This window comes from Janthinobacterium sp. CG3 (genome assembly GCF_000344615.1).
Classification (GTDB): domain Bacteria; phylum Pseudomonadota; class Gammaproteobacteria; order Burkholderiales; family Burkholderiaceae_D; genus Janthinobacterium.
In genome coordinates, this window is sequence record NZ_KB467824.1 from 1318010 (window position 1) to 1343419 (window position 25410).

At 69.4% G+C, this 25410-nt stretch carries 8 protein-coding genes; 7 read left to right on the top strand and 1 reads right to left on the bottom strand.

Translation table 11 applies throughout. The annotated features are described in order from the left end of the window. Positions 1-13: 13 nt before the first annotated feature. A complete protein-coding gene (locus tag JANGC3_RS32390; RefSeq protein ID WP_157406477.1) occupies positions 14-325 on the bottom strand; it encodes a hypothetical protein in 312 nt (103 codons plus the stop codon). A 26-nt stretch (positions 326-351) separates the two neighbouring features. On the opposite strand from JANGC3_RS32390, the gene JANGC3_RS0105715 reads away from it, so the two are divergent. From JANGC3_RS0105715 to JANGC3_RS31285, 7 genes are all read left to right on the top strand, one after another. Further along, a complete protein-coding gene (locus tag JANGC3_RS0105715; protein WP_017875523.1) occupies positions 352-855 on the top strand; it encodes an RNA polymerase factor sigma-70 in 504 nt (167 codons plus the stop codon). 64 nt (positions 856-919) lie between these two features. Beyond that, the gene (locus tag JANGC3_RS0105720; RefSeq protein ID WP_232429662.1) at positions 920-1174 is read left to right on the top strand and encodes a DUF4880 domain-containing protein; all 255 of its coding nucleotides are present in this window, start codon (positions 920-922) and stop codon (positions 1172-1174) included. Between the two features lie 308 nt (positions 1175-1482). Further along, the gene (locus tag JANGC3_RS0105725) at positions 1483-1743 is read left to right on the top strand and encodes an MbtH family protein (RefSeq protein WP_017875525.1); all 261 of its coding nucleotides are present in this window, start codon (positions 1483-1485) and stop codon (positions 1741-1743) included. A 15-nt stretch (positions 1744-1758) separates the two neighbouring features. After that, complete coding sequence (locus JANGC3_RS0105730; protein WP_026132602.1) at positions 1759-7050, top strand: non-ribosomal peptide synthetase; 5292 nt, start codon at positions 1759-1761, stop codon at positions 7048-7050. Beyond that, the gene (locus JANGC3_RS0105735) at positions 7047-11594 is read left to right on the top strand and encodes a type I polyketide synthase (protein WP_017875527.1); all 4548 of its coding nucleotides are present in this window, start codon (positions 7047-7049) and stop codon (positions 11592-11594) included. The genes JANGC3_RS0105730 and JANGC3_RS0105735 overlap by 4 nt, the downstream gene beginning before the upstream one ends. Before the next feature lie 9 nt (positions 11595-11603). Then, entirely contained in the window at positions 11604-14924 is a 3321-nt protein-coding gene (locus JANGC3_RS0105740; RefSeq protein ID WP_026132603.1) for a non-ribosomal peptide synthetase, read from the top strand. Beyond that, positions 14924-25366, top strand: coding sequence for a non-ribosomal peptide synthetase (locus JANGC3_RS31285; RefSeq protein ID WP_017875529.1), 10443 nt, complete (start codon positions 14924-14926; stop codon positions 25364-25366). Before JANGC3_RS0105740 ends, JANGC3_RS31285 begins: the two co-directional genes overlap by 1 nt. The last annotated feature ends 44 nt before the right edge of the window (positions 25367-25410 follow it).

Consider the following 25410-nt stretch of genomic DNA (forward strand, 5'->3'; position numbering starts at 1 on the left):
CTGTCACCCGAAGTTAAACGCACACACGCAAACTGTTGCAGTCCGAATTTTTGATGTCGCTACCCAGCATAGAGAACTGGAACAGCTTGCGTTCGCCTGACAGGATTTTTTGTGACACTGGTTGCGCCAGTTCCAATCGCAGTGGAATATAGAGAAAAAGTACAATCGGGCTTTTCAAGGCCGCCGTCGCCCTCGGCGTCACATTTGCCCTGGTCCCAGGCAGGCCAGACACCGTCCGCCAAAAAAATTCGCCCACACCAAAAGAAACGTTGCAAAAATAGTCAACATCTGCCATGATTTGTAAACGCGAATCATTATCATTCATTAAGCTTCCAGCAGATAGCGCCTCATATGACCACCGGCTCCGAAATCCGTCAGCTCTTTATCCTTTCCCGCGCCCAGTTGCGGGACGCTGCCGCGCGCATCCTAGGCTGCCGGCAGCGTGCGGAGGACGTAGTGCAAGACGCCTACCTGAAGCTGGCGGACGGTATCGAAGAGCTGCAAATACTCAACCCGGGCGCCTATCTGTTCCAACTGGTACGCAACTTGGCGATCGACCGTCACCGCCGTAGCGCCTTCGAGCTGCAAGTGTTCGCGCCCGAGGACGATGGGCTGCACGTCGGCTCGGCAGCGGCTACGCCCGAGGCCAACGCCATCCATACCCAGCACCTGGTGCTGGTAGCGCGCGCCCTATCCGGACTGCCGGAGCGCACCCGCGCCGCGTTCGAACTGCACCGCCTGGGTGGCAAGACCCAACGCGAGGTGGCGGCCGACCTTGGTATTTCCACCACGCTGGTCAATTTCATGATCCGCGACGCCATGTTGTGCTGCCGCGACGCTCTGCGCGCGGCTTGATCCCAGCATTCCACCACCGCGCCGAAAAAAGCCGGTAACCGCCGGTATGCTGTTGATATAATTGTTGCGCGCCGCCGACCGGGATGGCGCATTCGATTCCTCTATCAACGACGCCATGACCACAACCACAGACGCCGACGCGCATTGGCAGACAGCCCTGGACTGGATCCAACGCCGGCACGAAGACGACTTTGACGCCGCCGCCCAGGCCGAACTGGCGGCATGGTTGAATGCCGCACCCGCACATCGGCATGCCTATGACGAGGCGTGCAGGGTCTGGCTGGCGGCGGGCCTGGTGCCGCCGTCCGACCCCGCATAGCAGGCCTGCGCACGGCCGGCGCCACCGCCACACACTTGAATTGCCGCGCCGTCGCCCGACGACCGCATCCATCCGTCCATCCATCCATCCATTCATCCGGCCGGCCGGGGCCAGGCGTACCCCCCCCCCATTTTCCCTGCAGCGACCCGACCGCGCGCCAGCGCCACGGGCCAAGTGCGCGCGCGATTACGCTATCGCTGCAAAGCGCTAAATTTCGCCGCGCCTCATGCGTCATAGAAGGAGAGCAGCGCAGGAAGCGCCCCATGTCGGGACGCCCGGCGCTGCCATCACTATGATGGGGAAACCGCATGTCCACTAGCTGCTTTGACCGCGAAGACGAAACCTTTATCGTCCTCGTCAACCACGAAGACCAATACTCGATCTGGCCACACTGGAAGGCCGTGCCGGGCGGCTGGAAGGCCGTCGACGGCGTGCGGGGTCCGAAGAAGGCCGCGCTGGAATACGTCGAAAAAACCTGGACCGACATGCGTCCGCAGTCGCTGCGCGATTGGATGGACGAGCAGGCCTACGCCGTATCGGCCGGTGCCACCGACGCCGCCGCGCACTAAGCCGCAGGACGCCTGATGCCTATTCACTCGCCTTCGCGCCACCATCCCGAGAATTTTGTCGCACACCTGCGTGCGCTCGCCGCGGAACGCCCCGCCGATACCGCCTTGATCGTGGTCGCCGAACGCGAGGGGGCGGTGCACGACACGCCCATTACCTACGCCGCGCTGGAGCGGCGCGTGCGCGCGCTGGCCGCGCATTTGCAGCAACGCTTCGGCCCCGGCGAACGCGCGCTGCTACTGCTCGACAACAACGACCACTACGTCGTCAGCTTCTTCGCCTGCCTCTACGCCGGCCTGGTGGCGGTGCCGGTGTTCCCGCCCGAATCGGCGCGGGAACAGCATCTGGCGCGCCTGGTCGGCATCGCCGCCGACGCCCAGGCCGCCTGCATCCTGACCTCCAGCGATATTCTGAACATGGTCGGCGGCGCCATGGCCGCCTTTGCCGGCGTGAGCGTGATCGCCGCCGACCAGGTCGACACCGACGGCGCCGGGCAATGGCTGGTGCGTCTGCCACGGCCCGACGATCTCGCCTTCCTGCAATACACCTCCGGCTCCACCTCCACGCCCAAGGGCGTAATGGTCACCCATGGCAACCTGATCGCCAACGAGCGCGCCATCGAAGCCGCCATGGAAGTACGCGCCGACGACGTGTTCGTCTCCTGGCTGCCGCTCTACCATGACATGGGCCTCATCGGCGGCCTCTTGCAGCCTTTCCACCGCGGCATTCCGGTCGCCTTGCTGACACCGAAATTCTTCCTTGAACGGCCGGCGCGCTGGCTCGAAGCGATCGCGCGCCTGCGCGGCACCGTCAGCGGCGGGCCGGACTTCGCCTTCCGCCTGTGCCTGGACCGGGTCAAGCAAAGCCAGCTGGCCCGGCTCGATTTGTCGAGCTGGCGCGTGGCGTTTTCCGGCGCCGAGCCGGTGCGCCACGACACCTTGTGCGACTTCATCGCGCACACCGCGCCGGCCGGTTTCGCCGCGTCGTCCGTCTATCCCTGCTACGGCCTGGCGGAAGCGACGCTGCTGCTGACCGGCGGGCGCCGCGCCGGCGGCGTCAAGGCGCGCGCCTTCTCGCCCGACAGCCTGGCGCAGGGCACCCCCGCGCCGCAAGACGGCGGCGCCATGCTGGTTTCCTGCGGCGCCATGGTCGACGGCCATCTGCTCGACATCGTCGACCCGCACACCGGCGCCTCCGCGGCCGCCGGCGCGGTCGGCGAAATCTGGGCCAGCGGCCCGAGCATCGCGCAAGGCTACTGGCGCCGCGAGCGTAACAGCGACGACACCTTCGTCGAGCGCGCCGGGCGGCGCTGGCTGCGCACCGGCGACCTTGGTTTCCTGCACGACGAGCAGCTCTACATCACCGGCCGCATCAAGGACATGATCATCGTCCGCGGCCAGAACATCTACCCGCAAGACATCGAACGCGGCGTCGAAGCCGACGTCGAGGCCGCGCGCAAGGGCCGCGTTGCCGCCTTCGCGGTGCCGATGCCGGACGGCGGCGAGGGCGTCGGCGTGGCCGTCGAAATCTCCCGCGGCCTGCAAAAACTGGTGCCGGTGGCGGCCCTGGTCGAAGCTCTGAGCCAGGCCGTCGGCGCGGCCTGCCGCGAGCCGGCCTCGGTGCTGGTGTTGCTGAACCCCGGCGCGCTGCCGAAGACCTCCAGCGGCAAACTGCAACGCGGGGCCTGCCGCAAGGGCTGGCTGGAGAACACGCTGGACGCCTACGCGATCCACCAGCACGGCCGCTTCGTCCTGGGCGGGCCAATCGAGGCGGCGGCCGCCGCCGCGCTCAGCGACACGGAAACGGCGCTGGCCGGCATCTGGCGCGACGTGCTGAAACGCGACGCCGGCGTCGCCTATGCGCGCGACGCCCACTTCCTCGCCAGCGGCGGCAGTTCGCTGGCGGCGGTACAAGTGGCGGCGCGCATCGGCCAACGTTGGGACATCGACTTCCCGGTGCGCCTGATTTTCGAACAGCCGTTGCTGGCGCAGATGGCCGACGCCGTCGCCGCCCAGCTGGCCGGCGGCGCCCGCGACGCGCGCAGCGCGATCGCGCCGCTGGCGCCGGCGCAGCGGCAGTTGCCGCTGCCCTTGTCGCATGCCCAACAACGACTATGGTTCCTGTGGCAGATGGCCCCGACCAGCACCGCCTACCACGTCGGCGGCGCGCTGCGCTACACCGGCGCGCTCGACACCGAGGCGCTGCGCGCCGGCTTCGACGCCTTGGTCGCGCGCCACGAATCGCTGCGCACGCTGTTCCGCAGCGGCCCCGACGGCCTGGCCGAACAACTGATACAGAATGGTACGCCGCTGGACTGGTCACAGGCCGATCTGCGCACCGAACCCGCCGGCGCCAGGGAAGAACAGGCGGCGCGGCTGGTCGAGCACCTCAATAACCGGCCGTTCGACCTGCACAGCGGCCCGCTGCTGCGCGCCGTCTTGATCCGCGTCGGCGAGGCCGAGCATATCCTTGCCGTCGTGGTCCACCATATCGTCTCCGACGGCGTCTCGATGCAGGTGTTGATCGCCGAACTGGCGGCGCACTACCGCGCCCGTCTTGCGGGAACGGCGCCGGCCGTGGCCGCGCTGCCGATCCAGTACGCCGACTACGCCGCCTGGCAGCAAACTTGGCTGCAGGCGGGCGAGGGCGCGCGGCAACTGGCATATTGGCGCCAGCAATTGGGCGGCGAGCAGCCGGTGCTATCTTTGCCGACCGACCGCGCGCGCCATCCGGTCGCCGCCTACCGCGCCGCCGGCCATAGCGTCGAGCTGCCAGCGCAATTGGCGGCGGCGCTGGGCGAGCGCGCGCGTCACCACGGCGCCACCATGTTCATGGCGTTGCTGGCCGGTTTCCAAGTGCTCCTGCATCGCTACACCGGCCAGAACGACATCCGCGTCGGCGTGCCGCTGGCGAATCGCCAGCGCATCGAAACCGAGGGCTTGATCGGCTTCTTCGTCAACACCCAGGTGCTGCGCAACCAGGTCGGCGGCCGCACCACGCTGGCGCAGGCGCTGGCGCAGGCGCGCGAAGCCGCGCTGGGCGCGCAATCGCACCCGGACCTGCCGTTCGAACAGCTGGTCGACGCGCTCCAGCCCGAGCGCAGCCTGAGCCACAGCCCGTTGTTCCAGGTGATGTTCAACCACCAGCGCGCCGACTACGCCCAGTTGGCGCAACTGCCCGGCCTGGAGGCACGCTATTACGCGCTGCCGGAGCAGGCGGCGCAGTTCGAACTGACGCTCGACAGCACCGAGCACGCGGACGGCCGCCTGAGCCTGCGTTTCATCTACGCGGCCGAGTTGTTCGATGCCGCCACCATCGCCCGCATGGCCGACGACTACCTGGCCATCGTCGCGGCGCTGGCGGCGCAGCCGGCGCAGGCGGTCGGCGACGTCGGGCTGGTGAACCAGGCAGAACAAACCCAGCTTGAAAAATGGGGCGTCAACCCGGTGCGCCACGCCGACGCCGAGCCGGTCCACCGCGCATTCGAACGCCACGCGGCGCGCCGCCCCGACGCGCCGGCGCTGGTGTTCGGCGACGCCACGCTTAGTTACGCCGAACTGAACGCCAAGGCCAACCGGCTGGCGCACCACCTGGTGGCGCTGGGCGTGCGGCTGGAAACCACCGTCGGCATCGCCGTCGAGCGCTCCATCGACATGGTGGTCGGCCTGCTGGCGATTTTGAAATCCGGCGCCACCTACGTGCCGCTGGATACCGACTATCCGGCCGAGCGCCTGCGCTACATGATCGAGGACAGCGGCATCGGCCTGCTGCTGACGCACAGCGCGCTGACCGGCGCAGCGGCGCCGGCGCCGGCGGCGCCGCTGCGCACGCTGCTGCTGGACCGGCTAGACCTGTCCGGCGAGAGCGCGGCCAACCCGGCCTTGCCGGTGCACGGCGAAAACCTGGCCTACGTCATCTACACCTCCGGCTCGACCGGCATGCCGAAGGGCGCGTCGAACCGCCACCGCGCGCTGTCGAGCTGCATGGCGTGGATGCAGGAGACCTACCAATTGACGCCGGCCGACACCGTGCTGCACAAGGCGCCGTTCGGTTTCGACGTCTCGGTGTGGGAGCTGTTCTGGCCGTTGACGGCGGGCGCGCGCCTGGCGCTGGCCCTGCCGGGCGACCAGCGCGACCCGGCGCGCCTGGTGGCGCTGATCCAGCAGCACCAGGTCACCACGGTCAACTTCGTGCCGGCGATGCTGCAAGCCTTCCTGGCGCACGAAGGCATCGAAGCGAGCACCCGCCTGAAGCACATCATCTGCGGCGGCGAGGCGATGCCCGCCGAGACGCAGCGCGAAACCTTCGCGCGCCTGCGCCAGGCCGGCCTGCACAACCTGTACGGGCCGACCGAGGCGGCGATCCACGTCACCCACTGGGCCTGCCGCGACGACGGCCGGAACCAGGTGCCGATCGGCCGTCCGATCAGCGCCACCCACACCTATGTGCTCGACACGGAATTGAACATGGTCCCGGCCGGCGTCACCGGCGAGCTGTATCTGGGCGGCGTACACCTGGGCCGCGGCTATCTGCGGCGCGCCGGCCTGACCTCCGAACGCTTCGTCGCCGACCCCTTCGATCCACGCGGCGGCCGTCTGTACCGCACCGGCGACCTGGTGCGCTGGAACGGCGAAGGGCAGCTGGAATATCTGGGCCGCATCGACCACCAGGTGAAAATCCGCGGCCTGCGTATTGAACTGGGCGAAATCGAGGCGCAATTGCTGGCGCAGCCGGCGCTGCGCGAAGCGGTGGTGCTGGCGCGCGAGGCGCCGGGCGGCAAACGCCTGGTGGCCTACGTGGCGGCGCACGAGGGCGTGCTCGTCGACGCCGCCGCCCTGAAGGCGCAACTGGCGCTGCGCCTGCCGGACTACATGGTGCCGCGGCATATCGTCGCGCTGCCGTTCCTGCCGCTGAACGCCAACGGCAAAGTCGACCGCAAGGCCCTGCCGGACGTCGCGCCCGAGGGCCGCACGGCCGGCCAGGCGCCGCAAGGGCAGTTGGAGGAAACGCTGGCGCAGATTTGGTGCGGCTTGCTGGAACTGGGCAGCGTTGGCCGGCACGACAGCTTCTTTGAATTGGGCGGCCATTCGCTGTTGCTGCTGCAAATGCAGCGCCGCCTGGCGCAGCAGCTGGACCTGCGTCCGACGGTGGTCGAGCTATTCAAGTACCCGACCCTGGAGGCGCTGGCCGCCTTCCTGCGCGGCGGCAACCGGCCGGCGCGCGCCACGCAGGAAGTCGACGAACGGGCCAAGCGCCAGCGCGGCGCATTTTTACAACGCAAACCCGTAGCAGAAAGAGTACCGACATGAACCAGTTGAACCAGCAAGGGGACGCGGCGTACAGCGGCGTGGAAATCGCCATCGTCGGCATGGCCGGGCGCTTCCCCGGCGCCGACGACATCGACGCGCTGTGGCGCAATATCCGCGACGGCGTCGAATCGCGCAGCGCCTTCAGCGACGACGAATTGCGCGCCCGCGGCGTCGACGCCGGCCTGCTGGCCGACCCCGGCTACGTCAAGGCCGGCATGCTGTTGCAGGGGATGGACCAGTTCGACGCCGGCTTCTTCGGCTACGCGCCGCGCGACGCCGAGCGGCTCGACCCGCAGCACCGGGTGTTCCTGGAAACGGCCTGGCACGCGCTGGAGCACGCCGGTTACGCCGGCGCCGGCGCGCCGGCGCTGACCGGGGTCTACGCCGGCAGCGGCGCCAACCTCTACCTGATGCGCAACCTGCTGCCGGGCGTGGACTGGGCCGCCAGCGACGTCGCCTCGCTGTTGGGCCTGATGAACGGCAACGACCAGGGCTCGCTGGCGACACGCGTCGCCTACAAGCTGAATCTGCGCGGCCCGGCGCTGTCGGTGCAAACCGCCTGCTCGACGTCGCTGGTGGCGGTGCATCTTGCCTGCCGCGCCTTGCTGAACTACGAAAGCGACCTGGCGCTGGCCGGCGGCGTCTGGCTCAACCTGCTGCAAGAGGCGGGCTACCGCCACCAGGCAGGCGCGATCCTGTCGCCGGACGGCCACTGCCGCGCCTTCGACGCGGCCGCCGCCGGCACCGTCATCGGCAGCGGCGCCGGCATCGTCGTGCTGAAGCGCCTCGACGACGCGCTGCGCGACGGCGACACCATCCACGCGGTGATCAAGGGATCGGCCTTGAACAACGACGGCGCGACGAAAATGGCCTACAGCGCGCCCAGCGTCGACGGCCAGGCCGAAGTGGTCCAGACGGCGCTGGCGATGGCCGGGGTCGACGCCGCCAGCATCGGCTACGTCGAGGCCCACGGCACCGGCACCACGCTGGGCGACCCGGTCGAAATCGCCGCGCTGACGCAGGCGTTCCGCGCCGACACCGAGGGGCGCGGTTACTGCGCCATCGGCTCGGTGAAGACCAACATCGGCCACCTAGACGCCGCCGCCGGCGTGGCCGGCCTGATCAAGGCGGCGCTGGCGCTCAAGCACCGGACCCTGCCGCCAAGCCTGCACTACGAGCGCGCCAACCCGCAAATCGACTTCGCCGCCAGCCCCTTTTATGTGAACACGCGGGCGCGCGCCTGGCCGGCGGGCGCCACGCCGCGCCGCGCCGGCGTCAGCTCCTTCGGCATGGGCGGCACCAATGCCCACGTGGTGCTGGAAGAGGCGCCCGCGCTTGTCGCCGCCCCGAACGCGACGGACGCGCCGTTGCTGCCGCTGCTGCTGTCCGCACGCAGCGCGGCGGCCCTGGACAACGCGGCCGCTCAATTGGCCGGCCACCTTGGGCGCCATCCAGAGCAAGCCCTGGCCGACGTCGCCTATACGCTGCACGCCGGGCGCAAGCATTTCGCGCACCGCGCCGTCGCACTGGGTCGCGACCACGCCGAGGCCGCGCTGGCCCTGGCCGGCGATTCCACCCAATATACAAGCGGGCAGGTCGGCGCCGGGCAGCCGGCGCTGGCCTTCCTGTTCCCGGGGCAGGGCGCGCAACACGTCGACATGGGCAGCGCGCTGTACCGGAGCGACAGCGGCGTGCGCGCCACCGTCGACCAGTGCTGCCTGCTGCTGGCGGGCCGTCTCGGCCTGGACCTGCGCACGCTGCTGTTCCCGGCCGAGGGCCAGGAAGAGCAGGCCGCCGCGCGTTTGGAGCAGACCGCGTTCACCCAGCCGGCGCTGTTCGTCATCGAATACGCGATGGCGCAGATGTGGATACAACGCGGCGTGCGTCCCGCCGCCATGCTGGGCCATAGCATCGGCGAGTATGTGGCCGCCTGCCTGGCCGGCGTATTTTCGCTGGAGGACGCGCTGGCCATCGTCGCCGAGCGTGGCCGCCTGATGCAGGCGACCGCCGAGGGCGCGATGCTTGCCGTCAGCCTGCCGGAGGCGCAATTGTCGTCCTACTTGGACGGCGGCTGCGACCTCGCGGCGGTTAACGCCGCCGATCTGTGCGTGCTGTCGGGACCGCTGGCGGCAATCGAAGCGGCCGAGCGCAAGCTGGCCGCCAACGGCGTTGGCGCCCGCCGCCTGCACGTTACCCGCGCCTTCCACTCGGCGCTGGTGGCGCCGATGCTGGCCCGGTTCGAGGAACTGTTGCGCGGCGTCGCGCTGCGGGCGCCGCAGATTCCCTTCATATCCAACCTGAGCGGGCGCTGGATTACGGCCGAAGAGGCGTGCAGCCCGGCTTACTGGGTCGCCCATGTGCGCGGCACCGTGCGCTTCGCCGCCGGCCTGGCCACCTTGCTGGAAAACCCGTCGCGCGTGCTTCTAGAAGTCGGCCCCGGTGAAACCCTCAGCGGTCTGGCCCGCCGCCATCCGCTGACGGAAGGCCGGCCGGTGCTGTCGACGCAATGCCATCCGGCGCGGCGCGCCCATAACGGCCTGCAGTTCAGCCGTTGCCTGGCGCAGCTGTGGGTGGCCGGCGTCGAACTGGACGCGGCCGCGCTGGGTATCGTGGCAGCGCGCCGCGTGGCGCTGCCGGGCTATCCGTTCGAGCGGCAATCGTACTGGGTCGAGGCGGTGGCAGGCCCGGCGCCGGTGGCGCAAGCCGAACGCGGCGTCGCCGACTACCTGCTGGCGCCGGTCTGGAAGCGCGCCGCGCCATTGGCGCCGCGGCCGGGCGCGGACACGCCGCCGCGTGGCGTGGCGCTGCTGTTGGCCGACACGCACAGCCTGGCCGACGGCCTCGCCGATCTGCTGAACGCGCGCGGCCGCCAAGTGGTGCGCGTCGAACGCGCTTCCAGCTTTGAACGGATAGATAAGCATTCCTACGCCGTGCGTCCAGGCGCCAGCGAAGACCTGGAGCACGTGCTGCGTGCGGTACAGTCCGAGTTGGGCCAGGTGTCCGAGGTCTGCCACCTGTGGACATTGGGCGTGGACGCCCCGGCGGATCTGCTTGAGCGCGGCTTCCACAGCCTGTTGGCGTTGGCGCAGGCGCTTGACGCCAACAGCGCCGGAAATGTCGCCATCAACGTCGTGACGGAGCGGCTGGAAGACGTCACCGGGCTGGAAGTGCTGTGCCCGGAGCAGGCAACCCTGTACGGACCGTGCAAAGTGATTCCGCAGGAGTTTCCAAACCTGGCTTGCCGGCTGTTCGACGTGGTGCCGGCGCCCGCCGACAGCGCGGCCGAACAACTGCTGGCGCGCCAGTTGCTGGCCGAAATGGACCAGCCAAGCGGCCAATCGCTAATCGCCTACCGTGGCGCACATGCCTGGCACAAGCATTTCGAGCCGGTGCGGCGCGAGGCGGATGCCGGCCAGCGCCTGCGCCGCCATGGCGTGTACCTGATTACCGGCGGTTTGGGCGGCGTCGGCTTGGCGCTGGCCCGCCATCTGGCGCAGGCCTGGCAGGCCAAGCTGGTGCTGCTGGGCCGCAGCGCGCTGCCGCCGCGGCAGGAATGGCGGCAGCGCGTGGAGCGGGCCGACGCGTCCGATCCGCAATTACGCGCTCTGCAAGCGCTGTTGGAGCTGGAGACGCTGGGCGCCGAGGTGTTGGCCGTGCAAGCGGACGTTACCGACGCGGCCCAGATGGCCGCCGCCGTCGCCGCCGCGCGCCATCGCTTTGGCGCGCTGAACGGCGTGGTCCACGCCGCAGGTGCCGCCGGCGGTGGCCTGATCGCCCGCAAATCGCGCGCCGCCGTGGAGAAGGTGTTCGCGCCCAAACTGCAAGGCAGTCTGGCCACGCTCGACGCGCTGGCCGGCGAGCCGTTGGACTTCGTGCTGCTGTGCTCATCGCTGTCGGCCGTCACCGGTGGTTTCGGCCAAGCCGACTACTGCGCCGCCAACTGCTACCTGGACGCGCTGGCGCACCGCGCCACCGCCACCGGGTCGCCCTGGATCGTCTCGGTCAACTGGGACGTCTGGCGCGACCTCGGCATGGCCGTTGGCCAGCAACTGGCGCAAGGCGAGGGTATCGCCGCCGCCGACGCCGGCGAACTGCTCGAACGCGTGCTGGCCGGTCCGGCCGTGCCGCAACTGCTGGTCTCGACGCTCGGGCTGGAACGGCAACTGGCGCGCAGCGCCTCGCTCGACATGGCCGAGCGCCTGCCGCCGGCACCGTCGGCGCGGCGCCAGCGGCACGCGCGTCCGGCGCTGGCCCAGGCCTATGTCGAGCCGGGCGATGAATTCGAGCGGGGCCTGGCCGCGCTGTGGAGCGAATTCCTCGGCATTGCCCCGGTCGGCGCCAACGACAACCTGTTCGAGCTGGGCGGCGACTCGCTGCTGGCGATCCAGCTGCTGGCCAAGGTGCGCAGCGCCTATGGGGTTGATTTGCACCCGGCCGGCTTTTTCAAGAACCCGACGGTTGCCGCCCTGGCGGTGATGCTCGAGACCCGAATGATAGAAGACATCGAGCGCGCCGAATCGGCCGCCGCGTCCGCAAAGGTGTAAAGGTTTTCCATGTCCGATATGAATAATTTGTCCGAATTGCGCGCCCGGCTCAGCCCGGCCCAGCGCGTCCAGTTACAGCAGCGCCTGCGCGGCGGCGTCGCTGCCGCCGACGCGTCCCACGCCATTCCGCGCCGCCCGGACGGCGGCAGCGCCGAGCTGTCGTTCGCCCAGCAGCGCCAGTGGTTCCTATGGCGCCTCGACCCGGCCAGCGCGGCCTACCACCTGAGCGGCGGCCTGAAATTCAGCGGCCACCTCGACGTGGCGGCGCTGCGCGCCAGCATCGGGGCGCTGGTGGCGCGCCATCCGTCGCTGCGCACCGTTTTCCGGCAGGACGAGGACGGCGGCGTGCGGCAGGTGGTGCAGCCGGCGGCGGCCATCGAGCTGCCTAGCCTGGACTTCAGCGCCTTCGAGCCGGCGGCGCGCGCCTCCTTTGCGCGGGCCGAAATCCGCCGTCTCTGCGCCCAGCCCTTCGACCTTGGCCACGGTCCCTTGCTGCGCGTGGCGTTGTTCAAGATGGTGCATGACCAGCAGCAACTGCTGCTGGTCATGCACCACATCGTCTCGGACGGTTATTCCACCCAATTGATCCTCGACGAACTGGCGCAGCAATACGCCGCGCGCGTGCAGGGCGCGCAAGCGCAACTGGCCGATCTGCCGATCGACTACAGCGACTACGCCGTGTGGCAGCGCACCTGGCTGGCCGGCGAGGCCGGCGCGCAGCAACTGGCGTGGTGGCGCGCGCTATTGGGCCAACAGCAACCGGTGCTGGCGCTGCAAACGGCGCGGCCGCGCAAGGCCGACGGTGTCTACGGCGCCGCCCGCCACAGCGTCGCGCTGCCCGCCGAGCTGGTGGCCGGCCTCAAACGGCAGGCCCAGGCCCAAGGCGGCACCTTGTTCATGGCCTTGTTGACCGGTTTCCAGGCGCTGCTGTTCCGCTACAGCGGCCAGGGCGATATCCGCGTCGGCGTCCCCATCGCCAACCGCAACCGCGCCGAAACCACCGGCCTGATCGGCTTCTTCGTCAACACGCAGGTGCTGCCGGCGCGGCTGGACGCGCGCATGGCGCTGGCGCAGCTGTTCGAGCAGACCCGCGACAATGCGCTGGGCGCCCAGGCGCACCAGGATTTACCGTTCGAACAACTGGTCGAAGCCTTGCAGCCGGAGCGCAGCCTGAGCGGCAATCCGCTGTTCCAGGTAATGTACAACCACCTGCGCCTGGACCACCGCTCGCTGGCGCAATGGCCCGGCGTTAGCGTCGAACGCGTGGACTTCGACGAGCAGGACGTGCAGTGCGAACTGACGCTGAACACCAGCGAGGGGGCCGACGGCCGGGTGCGGGCCAGCTTTAGTTACGCCGCCGAGCTGTTCGACGCGGCCCACATCGAAACGATGGCGGCGCATTACCTGTTGCTGTTGCAGGCGCTGGCCGAGCAGCCGGAGCAGGCGCTGGGCGACGTCGGCCTGCTGGCCGGGCCGCAATTGCGGCAACTGGCCGGCTGGGGCGCGAACCCGCAGCGCCACCCGGACATGCAACCGGTGCACCGCCTGTTCGAGCGCCAGGTGCTGGCCGCGCCGCGCGCGGTGGCGCTGTTGTGCGGCGACGAGCAGCTTAGCTACGACGACCTGAACATCCGCGCCAACCGCCTGGCGCACCGCCTGATCGCCGCCGGCGTCGGGCCGGAGTCGCGCGTGGGCATCGCGCTGGAACGTTCGATCGACATGGTGGCCGCCTTGCTGGCGGTGCTGAAAGCCGGCGGCGCCTACGTCCCGCTGGACCCGGACTATCCTTCTGAGCGGCTGCGCTACATGGTCGAGGACAGCGGTATCGGTACGCTGCTGACGCATAGCGCGCTGGCCGGGCAGATCGCCGGCGTCGACCCGGCGCGGGTGCTTGAGCTGGACACGCTGGACCTGAGCGGCGAGTCCGCGGCCAATCCCGCGCCGGCGCTGCATGGCGAAAACCTGGCCTACGTTATCTATACGTCCGGCTCGACCGGCAAGCCGAAAGGCGCCGCCAACCGGCACGGCGCGCTGCACAACCGCCTGGCGTGGATGCAGCAGGCCTACCAACTGACGCCGGCCGACACGGTGCTGCAAAAGACCCCGTTCAGCTTTGACGTCTCGGTGTGGGAGTTTTTCTGGCCGCTGATGGTCGGCGCCCGCCTGGCCATCGCGGCCCCGGGCGAGCACCGCGAACCGGCGCGCCTGATGGCGCTGATTCGCCGCCACCAGGTGACGACGCTGCACTTCGTGCCGTCGATGCTGCAAGCCTTCCTGGCGCACGAGGGCGTCGACGCCTGCACCACCGTGAAGCGCATCGTCTGCAGCGGCGAGGCGCTGCCGGCCGAGGCCCAGAAAGCCGTCTTCGCCGGCCTGCCGCGGGCGCAACTGTTCAACTTGTACGGCCCGACCGAAGCGGCCATCGACGTCACGCACTGGACCTGCCGCAACGACGGCGCCAGCCAGGTGCCGATCGGCCGTCCCATCAGCGCCACCCACACCTATGTGCTCGACGGCGAACTCAATTTCGCCCCGGCCGGCGTCGCCGGCGAGCTATATCTGGGCGGCGTCGGGCTGGGCCGCGGCTATCTGGACCGCGCCGCGCTGACGTCGGAACGCTTCGTGGCCGACCCGTTCGACCCGCTGGGCGGCCGCTTGTACCGCACCGGCGACCTGGCGCGCTGGAATGCCGAAGGCCAGCTGGAATACCTGGGCCGCATCGACCATCAAGTGAAAATTCGCGGCTTCCGCATCGAACTGGGCGAGATCGAGGCGCAACTGCTGGCGCAGCCGGAAGTACGCGAAGCGGTGGTCGTGGCCAATGAAGGCGCGCGTCTGGTGGCCTATTTGGCCATCGCCGCGCCAGACGGCCAGTTCGACCCGGCGTCGCTGCGCGAGCGGCTGGGCCGCGCGCTGCCCGATTACATGGTGCCGCACGCCTTCATGGTGCTGGAGCGCCTGCCGCTGAACGCCAACGGCAAAATCGACCGCAAGGCGCTGCCGGCGCCGGAACGGCAGGAAGCGGCCGCCTACGCCGCGCCGCGGGGCGAGGCGGAAACCGCGCTGGCGCAGGTCTGGGCCGAGGTGCTGGGCCTGCCCCGCATCGGCCGGCACGACAATTTCTTCGAGTTGGGCGGGCATTCGCTGTTGGCGGTGCAGATGGCGGCCCGGGTGCAGCGCGCCACCCAGCGCGAACTGACGGTGCAGCAGGTATTTCAACATCCCACGCTAGGCGCCATGGCGTTGCTGCTGGCGGACGCCGGCGGCAAGTCCGCCGAGCAGGCCCTGTCTGACCTTGATTCCTTTATAGATAGTTTGGAGAACGTTTAATGAATAACGACGCGACGCGCCGCATTGCGGAGAAATTCGCTCAACTGTCCGCCGAACAGCGCCGCGCAGTGTACCAACGCCTGAAGGCCGACGGCATGAGCATCGGCCAGTTCCCCATCCTCCAGCGCGAAGCGGCGCTGGCGCAAGCCTGCCCCTTGTCGTATGCGCAAACGCGCCAGTGGTTCCTGTGGCAGCTTGATCCAACCAGCACCGCCTACCATATCGCCGGCGCGCTGACGCTCAAGGGCGAACTGGCGGTGGACGCCGTGAAGGCCAGCTTCGCCGCCCTGGTGGCGCGCCACGAAGCGCTGCGCACGGTGTTTCGCGGCACCGCCGACGGCCTGGCCGAACAAGTGATCCAGGCGCAGGCCGCGCTGGACTTCGCCATCATCGACCTGAGCGCGGTGGACGCGTTTGAGCGCGCCGCGCGCGTGCTGCGCGAAGCGACCCGCATCAGCCGGGCGCCGTTCGACCTGACGCAGGGGCCTTTGCTGCGGGTCGGCCTGATCCGCGCGGCGGCCGACGAGCATGTGCTGGTGCTGGTGATGCACCACATCGTCTCCGACGGCTGGTCGATGCAAATTATCGTCGACGAGTTCGCGGCGCTGTACCGCGCCGGCGTGCAGGGCGGGGCCGCCGAGCTGGCGGCCATGGCTATCCAATACGCCGACTACGCCGTGTGGCAGCGCAGCTGGCTCGAAGCCGGCGAGCGGCAACGCCAACTGGCTTATTGGAGCGCGCAACTGGGTAGCGACCACACGGCCTTGCAACTGCCGGCGGATCATCCGCGCCGCGCCGACGCCAACTACCGCGCGGCGCGCCACAGTATCACGCTGCCGGCGCAGCTGGCGCACGGATTGCAGCGGCGCGCGCAGGCGCAGGGCGCGACGCTGTTCATGGCGCTGCTGGCCGGCTTCCAGGTTTTGCTGAGCCGTTATAGCGGCCAGACCGATATCCGCGTCGGCGTGCCGATCGCCAACCGCCACCGCGTCGAAAGCGAACGCGTGGTCGGCTTCTTCGTCAACACCCAGGTGCTGCGCAACCAACTGCAAGGGCGTCTCAGCCTGTCGCAGGCGCTGGCGCAGGCCAGGGACGCCGCGCTGGGCGCGCAGGAACACCAGGATCTGCCGTTCGAACAGCTGGTCGAGGCCTTGCAGCCCGAGCGCAGCCTGAACGGCAACCCGCTGTTCCAGGTGATGTTCAACCACCAGCGCAGCGACTACCGCGCGCTGGAGCGGCTGCCGGGTCTGGAACGTCACGACTACGCGCTGGCCGACAAGCAGGCCCAGTTCGAGCTGACGCTGGACACTAGCGAAGACGCCGACGGCGTGGTGAACGCCACCTTCAGCTATGCCGCAGAGCTGTTCGACACCGCGACCATCGCGCGCATGGCGCGGCACTACAGCGCCACGCTGCAGGCATTGGCCGCGCATCCCGAGCAGCTGCTGGGCGAGGTCGAATTGCTGGACGACGCGCAGCGCCGCCAGTTGCAGCAATGGGGCGACAACCGGCTGCAGCACCCGGGCGAGGAAGCGGTCCAGCGCCTGTTCGAGCGCCAGGCGGCGCGGCAACCGCGGGCGCCGGCGCTGGTGTTCGGCGACATAACGCTGAGCTACGCCGAACTGAACGCCAGGGCCAACCAATTGGCGCACCGCCTGATCGGCCTGGGCGTCAAGGCCGAAACCAAGGTTGGCATCGCGCTGGAGCGTTCGCTGGAGATGGTGGTCGGTCTGCTGGCCATCCTGAAAGCGGGCGGCGCCTATGTGCCGCTGGACCCGGACTATCCGGCCGAGCGGCTGCGCTACATGCTCAAGGACAGCGGCATTCGCCTGCTGCTGACGCACGGCGATATGCAAGCGCGCTTCGCCGACAGCGCCCAATTGAACATACTGGCGCTGGACACGCTCGACGTCGGCGCCGAACCGGCGCACAATCCGCACCCGGCGCTGCATGGCGAGAACCTGGTCTATGTGATCTACACGTCCGGCTCGACCGGCAAGCCGAAAGGCGCGGCCAACCGCCATCGCTCGCTGTACAACCGCCTGGCGTGGATGCAGCAGGCCTACCAGCTGACGCCGGCCGAGACGGTGCTGCAAAAAACCCCGTTCAGTTTTGACGTCTCGGTGTGGGAGTTCTTCTGGCCGCTGATGGTCGGCGCCCGTCTCGCCATCGCCGGCCCGGGCGAGCACCGCGATCCGGCGCGCCTGGTCGAGCTGATCGTCCGCCACCGCGTCAGCACGCTGCATTTCGTACCGTCGATGCTGCAAGCGTTCCTGGCGCACCAGGGCGTGGAAGCGTGCGTGAGCCTGGAACGCATCGTCTGCAGTGGCGAGGCCTTGCCGGCCGAGGCGCAAAACGAGGTGTTCAAGCGCCTGCCGAAGGCGGCGCTCTACAATCTGTACGGCCCGACCGAAGCGGCAATCGACGTCACCCACTGGACCTGCCGCGACGACGGCCGCGGCCAGGTGCCGATTGGCCAGCCGATCAGCCAGACCAAGACCTATGTGCTGGACGGAGAACTGGCGCTGGCGCCGGCCGGCGTGGCGGGCGAGCTGTATCTGGGCGGTATCGGTCTGGCGCGCGGCTACCTGGAGCGCGCCGGCCTGACCGCCGAGCGTTTCGTGGCCGACCCGTTCGACCCGCAAGGGGGCCGGTTGTATCGCACCGGCGATCTGGTGCGCTGGAATAGCGAAGGCCAGCTGGAATACCTGGGCCGCATCGACCACCAGGTGAAAATCCGCGGCCTGCGCATTGAACTCGGCGAGATCGAGGCGCAACTGCTGGCGCAAGCCGAGGTGCGCGAAGCGGTAGTGGTGGCCAAGGACGGCGCCGCCGGCGCGCGTCTGGTCGCCTACGTGTCGGCGCAGGCCGGCCAGCGATGCGGGGCGGCCAGCCTGCGCGAGCGCCTCGGCTTGGCGCTGCCGGAATATATGGTGCCGAGTGCCATCGTGGTGCTGGAGAGCCTGCCGCTGAACGCCAACGGCAAAGTCGACCGCAAAGCGCTGCCCGAGCCGGATTTCACGCCCGGCCAGGCTTACGAGGCGCCGCGGGGCGCGTTGGAGCTGGCGCTGGCCGCGCTGTGGAGCGAACTGCTGGGCGTGCCGCGGGTCGGCCGCAACGACAATTTCTTCGAACTGGGCGGGCATTCGCTGCTGGCGCTGCGGCTGCTGGAACGCATGCGCGCCCAGGGCTTGCCGGCGCAGGTGCGCAGCCTGTTCCAACATCCGCGCCTGGGCGACTTCGCGCGGGCGTCAACGCAGGAACGGGGCAGGGCGGCGGTGGTGGTGCCGCCGAACGGCATTCCGGCCGGCTGCACCGCAATTGATCCCGCCATGCTGACGTTGGTCGACCTCGACGCCGCGCAGATCGCCACCATCGAGGCGGCCGTGCCGGGAGGCGCGGCGAATATCCAGGACATCTACCCCTTGGCGCCGCTGCAGGAAGGTATCCTGTTCCACCACGTGTTGCAGACCGAGGGCGACGCCTACGTCACGCCGCAGCTGCTCAGCTTTGACAGCGAGGAACGCCTGCAGCGCTTTGTCGCCAGCCTGAACCAGGTGATTGCGCGCCACGACATCCTGCGCACGGCCGTGCTGTGGGAAGACTTGAAGGAACCGCTGCAAGTGGTGTGGCGCGAGGCCAGCCTGGCGCTGCAATGGCTGGAAGCGGACGACGGCGGCGCCGCGGCGACGCTGACCGCGGCGGTGCATCCCGGCCAGTACCGCATCGACGTGCGGCGGGCGCCGATGATCCGGGCGCTGGCCGCGCGCGACCGCGACAGCGGCCGCTTTTTGCTGCAACTGCCGAGCCACCATCTGGTGGTCGACCACACCACGCTCGACTTGCTGGTCGAGGAAATCGGCTTGATCCAGCAAGGCGCCGCGCTGCTGCCGGCGGTGCCGTTCCGGCGCTTCGTCGCGCAGGCCCGCCTGGGCGTCAGCCAGGTCGAGCACGAAACCTTCTTCCGCCAGATGCTGGGCGACGTCGACGAGCCGACGGCGCCGTTCAACCTGATCGACGTGCAGGGCGACGGCAGCGAAATCGAACAGGCGCGCTTGCCCATGGCGCCGGCCTTGTCGGCGCGGGTGCGGCGCCAGGCGCAACGCCACGGCGTCAGCGCGGCCACGCTGTTCCACCAAGCCTGGGCGCTGGTGTTGGCGCGCATCTGCGGCAAGGACGACGTGGTCTTCGGCACCGTGCTGTTCGGCCGCATGCAGGGCGGCGAAGACGCCGGCCGCGCGCTGGGCCTGTTCATCAATACGCTGCCTCTGCGCATCCGCCTGGGCGGGCAAAACGCGCTGGAGTGCCTGCGCCAGACCCAGGCCGCGCTGACCGGCCTGCTGCACCACGAGCACGCCAGCCTGTCGCTGGCGCAGCGCTGCAGCGCGCTGCCGGGCGGCACGCCGCTATTCTCGTCCCTGCTGAACTACCGCTACGGCGCCGGGGAGGGCCAGGCCGGCGCCGGCAATGTGTGGGAAGGCGTGGAACTGCTGGGCGGCGAGGAGCGCAGCAATTATCCGCTGTCGATCTCGGTCGACGATCTGGGCGAGGGCTTCGCGCTGGTCGCCCAAGTGAAGCCGTCGATAGGCGCGCAGCGCCTGTGCGGCTTGCTGCACGAGGCGATGGCCGGGCTGCTGGCGGCCTTGGCCGACCGGCCGGCGACGCTGATGCGCGAACTCGACGTGATGAGCGCGGCGGAATTGGCCCAGCTCGGCACGTGGGGCGTGAACCAACGCCACCACGCCGGCGTGGCGCCGGTGCACGAGGTATTCGAACGCCAGGCGGCGCTGCATCCGCGGGCGCCGGCGCTGCTGTTTGGCGATGACACGCTGACTTACGCGGAATTGAACGCGCGCGCCAACCGGCTGGCGCACCGCCTGATCGCCATGGACGTCAAACCGGAGACCCGGGTTGGCATCGCCGTCGAGCGTTCAATCGACATGGTGGTTGGCCTGCTGGGCATCCTCAAGGCCGGCGCCGCCTATGTGCCGCTGGACCCGGACTACCCGGGCGACCGCCTGCGCTACATGGTCGAGGACAGCGGCATCGTCCTGCTGCTGACGCACGCCGCGCTGGCCGACAGCGTGCCGCACCCGGCCAACGGCCGCCTGCTGCTGCTCGACCAGCTCGACCTGTCCGGCGAAAGCGCCGCCAATCCGGCGGTGCCGCTGCACGGCGAAAACCTGGCTTACGTGATTTACACGTCCGGCTCGACCGGTATGCCGAAGGGCGCGGCCAACCGCCACCGCTCACTGTTCAGCTGCATGGCGTGGATGCAGGAGACCTACCATTTGACGCCGGCCGACACGGTGCTGCACAAGGCGCCGTTCGGTTTCGACGTCTCGGTGTGGGAGTTGTTTTGGCCGCTGACGGCGGGGGCGCGCCTGGCGCTGGCGCTGCCGGGCGACCAGCGCGACCCGGCCCGACTGGTGGCGCTGATCCAGCAACACCAAGTCACCACGGTCAACTTCGTGCCGGCGATGCTGCAAGCGTTCCTGGCGCACGACGGCATCGAGGCGAGCACGCGGCTGAGGAACATCATCTGCGGCGGCGAGGCGATGCCCGCCGAGACGCAGCGGGAAACCTTTGCGCGCCTGCGCCACGCCGGCCTGCACAATCTGTACGGCCCGACCGAGGCGGCGATCCACGTCACGCACTGGGCTTGCCGCGACGACGGCCTGAACCAGGTGCCGATCGGGCGTCCGATCAGCGCGACGCTCACCTATGTACTGGACGCCGACCTGAACCTGGCCCCGGCCGGCGTGGCGGGCGAGCTGTATCTGGGCGGCGTGAATCTGGGCCGCGGCTATCTGGACCGTCCCGACCTGACCTCCGAGCGTTTCGTGGCCGACCCGTTCGACCCGGCCGGCGGGCGCCTGTACCGCACCGGCGACCTGGTTCGCTGGAACGACGAGGGGCAACTGGAATACCTGGGCCGCATTGACCACCAGGTGAAAATCCGCGGCTTCCGCATCGAACTGGGCGAGGTCGAGGCGCAATTGCTGGCGCAGCCGGAGGTGCGCGACGTGGTGGTCGTGGCCAAACAAGGGCCGGGCGGCGCGCTGCTGGTGGCCTACCTGTCGCAACAGACCGGCACGCTGGCCGACGCCGCCGTGCTGCGCGAACGCCTGCGCCGCACGCTGCCCGAGCACATGGTGCCAAGCGCCATCGTCGTGCTGGAGCGGCTGCCGCTGAACGCCAACGGCAAAGTCGACCGCAAGGCGCTGCCGGAACCGGAACTGGTCGGCGGCGTCTACACGGCGCCGCAGGGCGAGCTGGAAGAAACGCTGGCGCTGGTCTGGCGCGACGTATTGGGCCAGCAGCAGGTGGGCCGCGACGATAACTTCTTTGAACTGGGCGGCGACTCCATCCTGAGCCTGCAAATCGTCGCGCGGGTGCGGCGCGCCGGCTGGAACCTGAATCCCAAGCTGATGTTCGAGCGCCCGACCATTGCCGAGGCGGCCGCCGTGCTGGAGCCGCTGGCCGCGCCGGCCCAGGCGCCGGCGCAGCGCGAGCGCGGCGCGCTGGCTGATTTCCTGTCCGAGGCGGCGCTTGCCGCGCTGCCGTTCGACGGCGCGCAACTGGAGGACGTGTATCCGCTGTCACCGCTGCAAGAGGGCATGCTGTTCATGTCGCTGGAAGCGCCGGGCAGCGGTTTGTACATGAACCAGTTGCGCGTCGCCGTCGGCGGACTCGACGCGCAGCGCCTGGCCGTGTCCTGGCACGCCATGGTGCGCCGCCACGCCATTTTGCGTACCGGCTTCGCATGGCAGGCCGGCGTCGACGTCGCCTTGCAACTGGTGTGGCGCGAGGCCGACGCCTTCGTCGACACGCTGGACTGGCACGGCGACGCCGACATTGCCGGGCGCCTGGCCGAACTGACCTCGGCCGAGCTGCTGCGCGAAGTGGACTTCGCGCGCCCGCAACTGGCGCGCCTGTTCCTGGTGCGCGTCGGCGAGGACGAGTACCAGCTGCTGCTGACCATGCACCATATCCTGCTCGACGGTTGGAGCCAGTCGCGTCTGCTGGGCGAGTGGCTGCAAGACTACTCGGGCCAGGCGCTGGCGCCGGTGCGGGCGCACTACGGCGACTACATCCGCTGGTTGCGCCGGCAAGCGAGCGCCCCGGCCGAACAGTACTGGCGCGGCCAGTTGCAGCGCCTGGACGGCCCGAGCCTGCTGGCCGGACGGCGCCGCGACGAAACCGGATACGACAAAATTTACTTGAGCTGGGACGCGGCGCAAACCCGCGCCCTGTTCGATTGCGCCAAGGCGCAGCGCGTCACGGCCAACACCGTGGTGCAGGCGGCGTGGGCGACGCTGTTGCAACGGCATCTGGGCAAGGACGCCGTGTGCTTCGGCGCGACGGTGGCGGGCCGGCCGGCCGAACTGGGCGGCGCCGAGGATATGCTCGGCCTGTTCATCAACACCATCCCGGTGCTGGTGTCGCGCCAGCCGCAGATGCCGGTCGGCGCCTTCCTGCGCCAACTGCAGGGCGTCAACCTGGAGGCGCGCGAGCACGAGCACACTTCCCTGGCGCAGATCCAGCGTTGGGGCGGCGCCGGCGGCCAGGCCCTGTTCGACAGCATCATCGTGTTTGAAAACTACCCGGTGCACAAGGCGCTGAGCGAACCGTTGGCGCACGGCCTGCGTTTCGGCGACGTCGGCGGCGAGGGCCTGACCGGCTATGCGATGGACTTGCAGGTCACGGTCGAAGGCGCGCTGGAAATCGAGTATTGCTATGCCCGCGCCAGCTTCAGCGAAGCCGAGGTGCTGGCGCTGCGCGCCGAAATGGACGAACTGCTGCGCGCCATGATCGCCGCGCCGGAACTGCCGATGGGCGAGTTGCCACGCTTGGGCGCGCTGGCGGCGGCGCCGGTGCTGGCCCTTGGCCGCACCGACTTCGCCCGCCGGCCCGACTGGGTGCACCGGCAGATCGAACAACAGGCGCTGCACCGGCCCGACGCGCTTGCGCTGCGCATCGGCGACGAGACGCTGAGTTTCGGCGCGCTGAACGCGCTCGCCAACCAGCTGGCGCATTGGCTGCTGGCCCAGGGTCTGGCGCCGGAAGCCAGGGTGGCCGTGCTGCTGCCGCGTTCGATGGACATGATCGTCGCGCTGCTGGCGGTGCTCAAGGCCGGCGCCAGCTACGTGCCGCTGGACGCCGACTATCCGCTGGAACGGCTGCGCTACATCATTGCCGATTGCGCGCCGGCGCTGCTGATCAGCAGCGCCGACTACCAAGAAACGCTGCCATGTCCGACGGTGTGGCTGGAACAATTGCAACTGGCCGGCCGCGGCCGCGACAATCCTGCCGTCGCGCTCAGCGAGCACCATCTGGCCTACGCGATCTACACCTCCGGTTCGACCGGGCAGCCGAAAGGCGTGGCGGTGGCGCACGGCCCGTTGGCGATGCACTGCGCCGCCACCAACGAGATCTACGCCATGGGGCCGGAGTCCTGCGAGCTGCTGTTCATGTCGTTCTCGTTCGACGGGGCGCACGAACGCTGGATCAGCGCCCTGACCGCCGGCGCGACGTTGGCCATCCGCGACCCCGAAATCTGGACCGCCGAGCAAACCAGCGACGCGCTGCACCGTTACGGCGTTTCGACGGCGGCCTTCCCGCCGGCCTACCTGAACCAGCTGGCCGACTGGGCCGGCGCGGCGGGCGATCCGCCGCCGGTCGAACTGTACGTGTTCGGCGGCGAAGCCATGCCCAAGGCCGGCTTTGAACAAGTGCGCCGCCACTTGCGCCCGCGGCGCCTGATCAACGGCTACGGCCCGACCGAAACCGTGGTCACGCCGCTGATCTGGCAGGCCAGCGGCGACGACAGCTTCGACTGCGCCTACGCGCCGATCGGCCGTCCGGTGGGCGAGCGCAGCGTGTACGTGCTCGACACCGACATGCAACTGGTGCCGCACGGCGTGGTGGGCGAGTTGTATATCGGCGGCTATGGCCTGGCGCGCGGCTATGTCGGGCGCAGCGACCTGACGGCCGAGCGCTTCGTCGCCGACCCGTTCAGCGACAACGGCGCGCGGCTGTACCGCAGCGGCGACCTGGTGCGCTGGCTGGACGACGGCAACGCCGAATACATCGGCCGCGCCGACCACCAGGTCAAGATCCGCGGCTTCCGCATCGAGCTGGGCGAAATCGAAGCGCAACTGCGCAAGGTGGCCGGCGTCGCCGACGTGGCCGTGGTGGCCGCCGCCGGCGAGGGCGGCGCGCAACTGCACGCCTACCTGGTCAGCGAGGCCGCCCCGCAAGAGGTGATGCAGATGGCGCGCATGGCGCTGGCCGGCACGCTGCCCGACTTCATGCATCCATCGGCGTACGCGGTGCTGGCGGCGCTGCCGCGGCTGCCGACCGGCAAGCTCGACCGGAACGCGCTGCCGCCTATCCAGGCCGAGGCGGCGCGCCAGTACCGCGCCCCGTCGACGCCGCAGGCGCGCCGCATGGCCGACCTGTGGCAGGAAGTGCTGGGCGTGGAACGCGTGGGCGAGACGGATAACTTCTTCGAACTGGGCGGCGATTCGCTGCTGTGCCTGAAGCTGATATCGCGCCTGCGAACGTTGAAGGACGCGCGCTTCAACTTCAAGCTACGCGACGTGATGCAAAAACCGACCATCGCCCAGCTGCTTGGGCTGGAGCTGGAGCGGGTTTCATCCGGCGTGACGGCGCTGAACCGGGAAGGACAGGAAGCCTTGTTCTGCCTGCACGCCGGCTTCGGCACCGTCTTCGACTACCAGCCGCTGGCCCGCAAGCTCGACGGCGTGGCCACGGTATATGGCATCGGCTGCCGCATGCTGGCCGACAGCGCGCACGTCGACGCGTCGCTGGAGCAGATGGCGCGCGACTATACCCGCATGATCCGGCAAACCCAGGCGCAGGGGCCGTACCGGCTGATGGGATGGTCGCTGGGCGGCACGCTGGCGGCGATGGTGGCGGCGCTGCTGGAGCGGGCGGGCCAGGCGGTCAGCTTCGTCGGCCTGGTCGATTCGTATATTCCGGGCACCGAACAGCGCGTCATGCCGCCGTGGCAGCGCGACTTCGCCGACTTCCTGTCGCAGGTGCTGCCTGGCGTGGCGCTGGACGGCTTGCCGGAGACGGTGGGGTTGGCGCTGGAAGCGCGCCTGGCGCTGGCGCTGGCCGGCGCCGACTCGGCGTACGGCGCCATGGGCGCGGCGGAACTGCTGCGCGGCTTCGAGGTGGCGCGGCATTTGAAAGCGCTGTCGATCGAAGCCGGGCCGCTGCCGGTACTGGCTTGCCAGGTGCATTACTGGTGGGCCGCCGGCAGGGACGAGGCGCACAAGGCCGAACTGCTGCGCCAGACCGGCGTGGCCGGCATCGCCGCGGAAATCGAGGCGGACCACTACACCATTACGCGCGACGAGCGCTGGCTGGAGCAGGCGGCCAAGTTGGGAGAGGGGGTCACGCAGAGCTAGAGCGCTAGCGTAGAACCGGGGTCAGGCCTTCTGGTCTGAGCCCG

Coding starts and splice junctions, on each gene's coding strand:
- JANGC3_RS32390 (WP_157406477.1), bottom strand. CDS start 325: ATGAATGATAATGATTCGCGTTTACAAATCATGGCAGATGTTGACTAT.
- JANGC3_RS0105715 (WP_017875523.1), top strand. CDS start 352: ATGACCACCGGCTCCGAAATCCGTCAGCTCTTTATCCTTTCCCGCGCC.
- JANGC3_RS0105725 (WP_017875525.1), top strand. CDS start 1,483: ATGTCCACTAGCTGCTTTGACCGCGAAGACGAAACCTTTATCGTCCTC.
- JANGC3_RS0105730 (WP_026132602.1), top strand. CDS start 1,759: ATGCCTATTCACTCGCCTTCGCGCCACCATCCCGAGAATTTTGTCGCA.
- JANGC3_RS0105735 (WP_017875527.1), top strand. CDS start 7,047: ATGAACCAGTTGAACCAGCAAGGGGACGCGGCGTACAGCGGCGTGGAA.
- JANGC3_RS0105740 (WP_026132603.1), top strand. CDS start 11,604: ATGTCCGATATGAATAATTTGTCCGAATTGCGCGCCCGGCTCAGCCCG.
- JANGC3_RS31285 (WP_017875529.1), top strand. CDS start 14,924: ATGAATAACGACGCGACGCGCCGCATTGCGGAGAAATTCGCTCAACTG.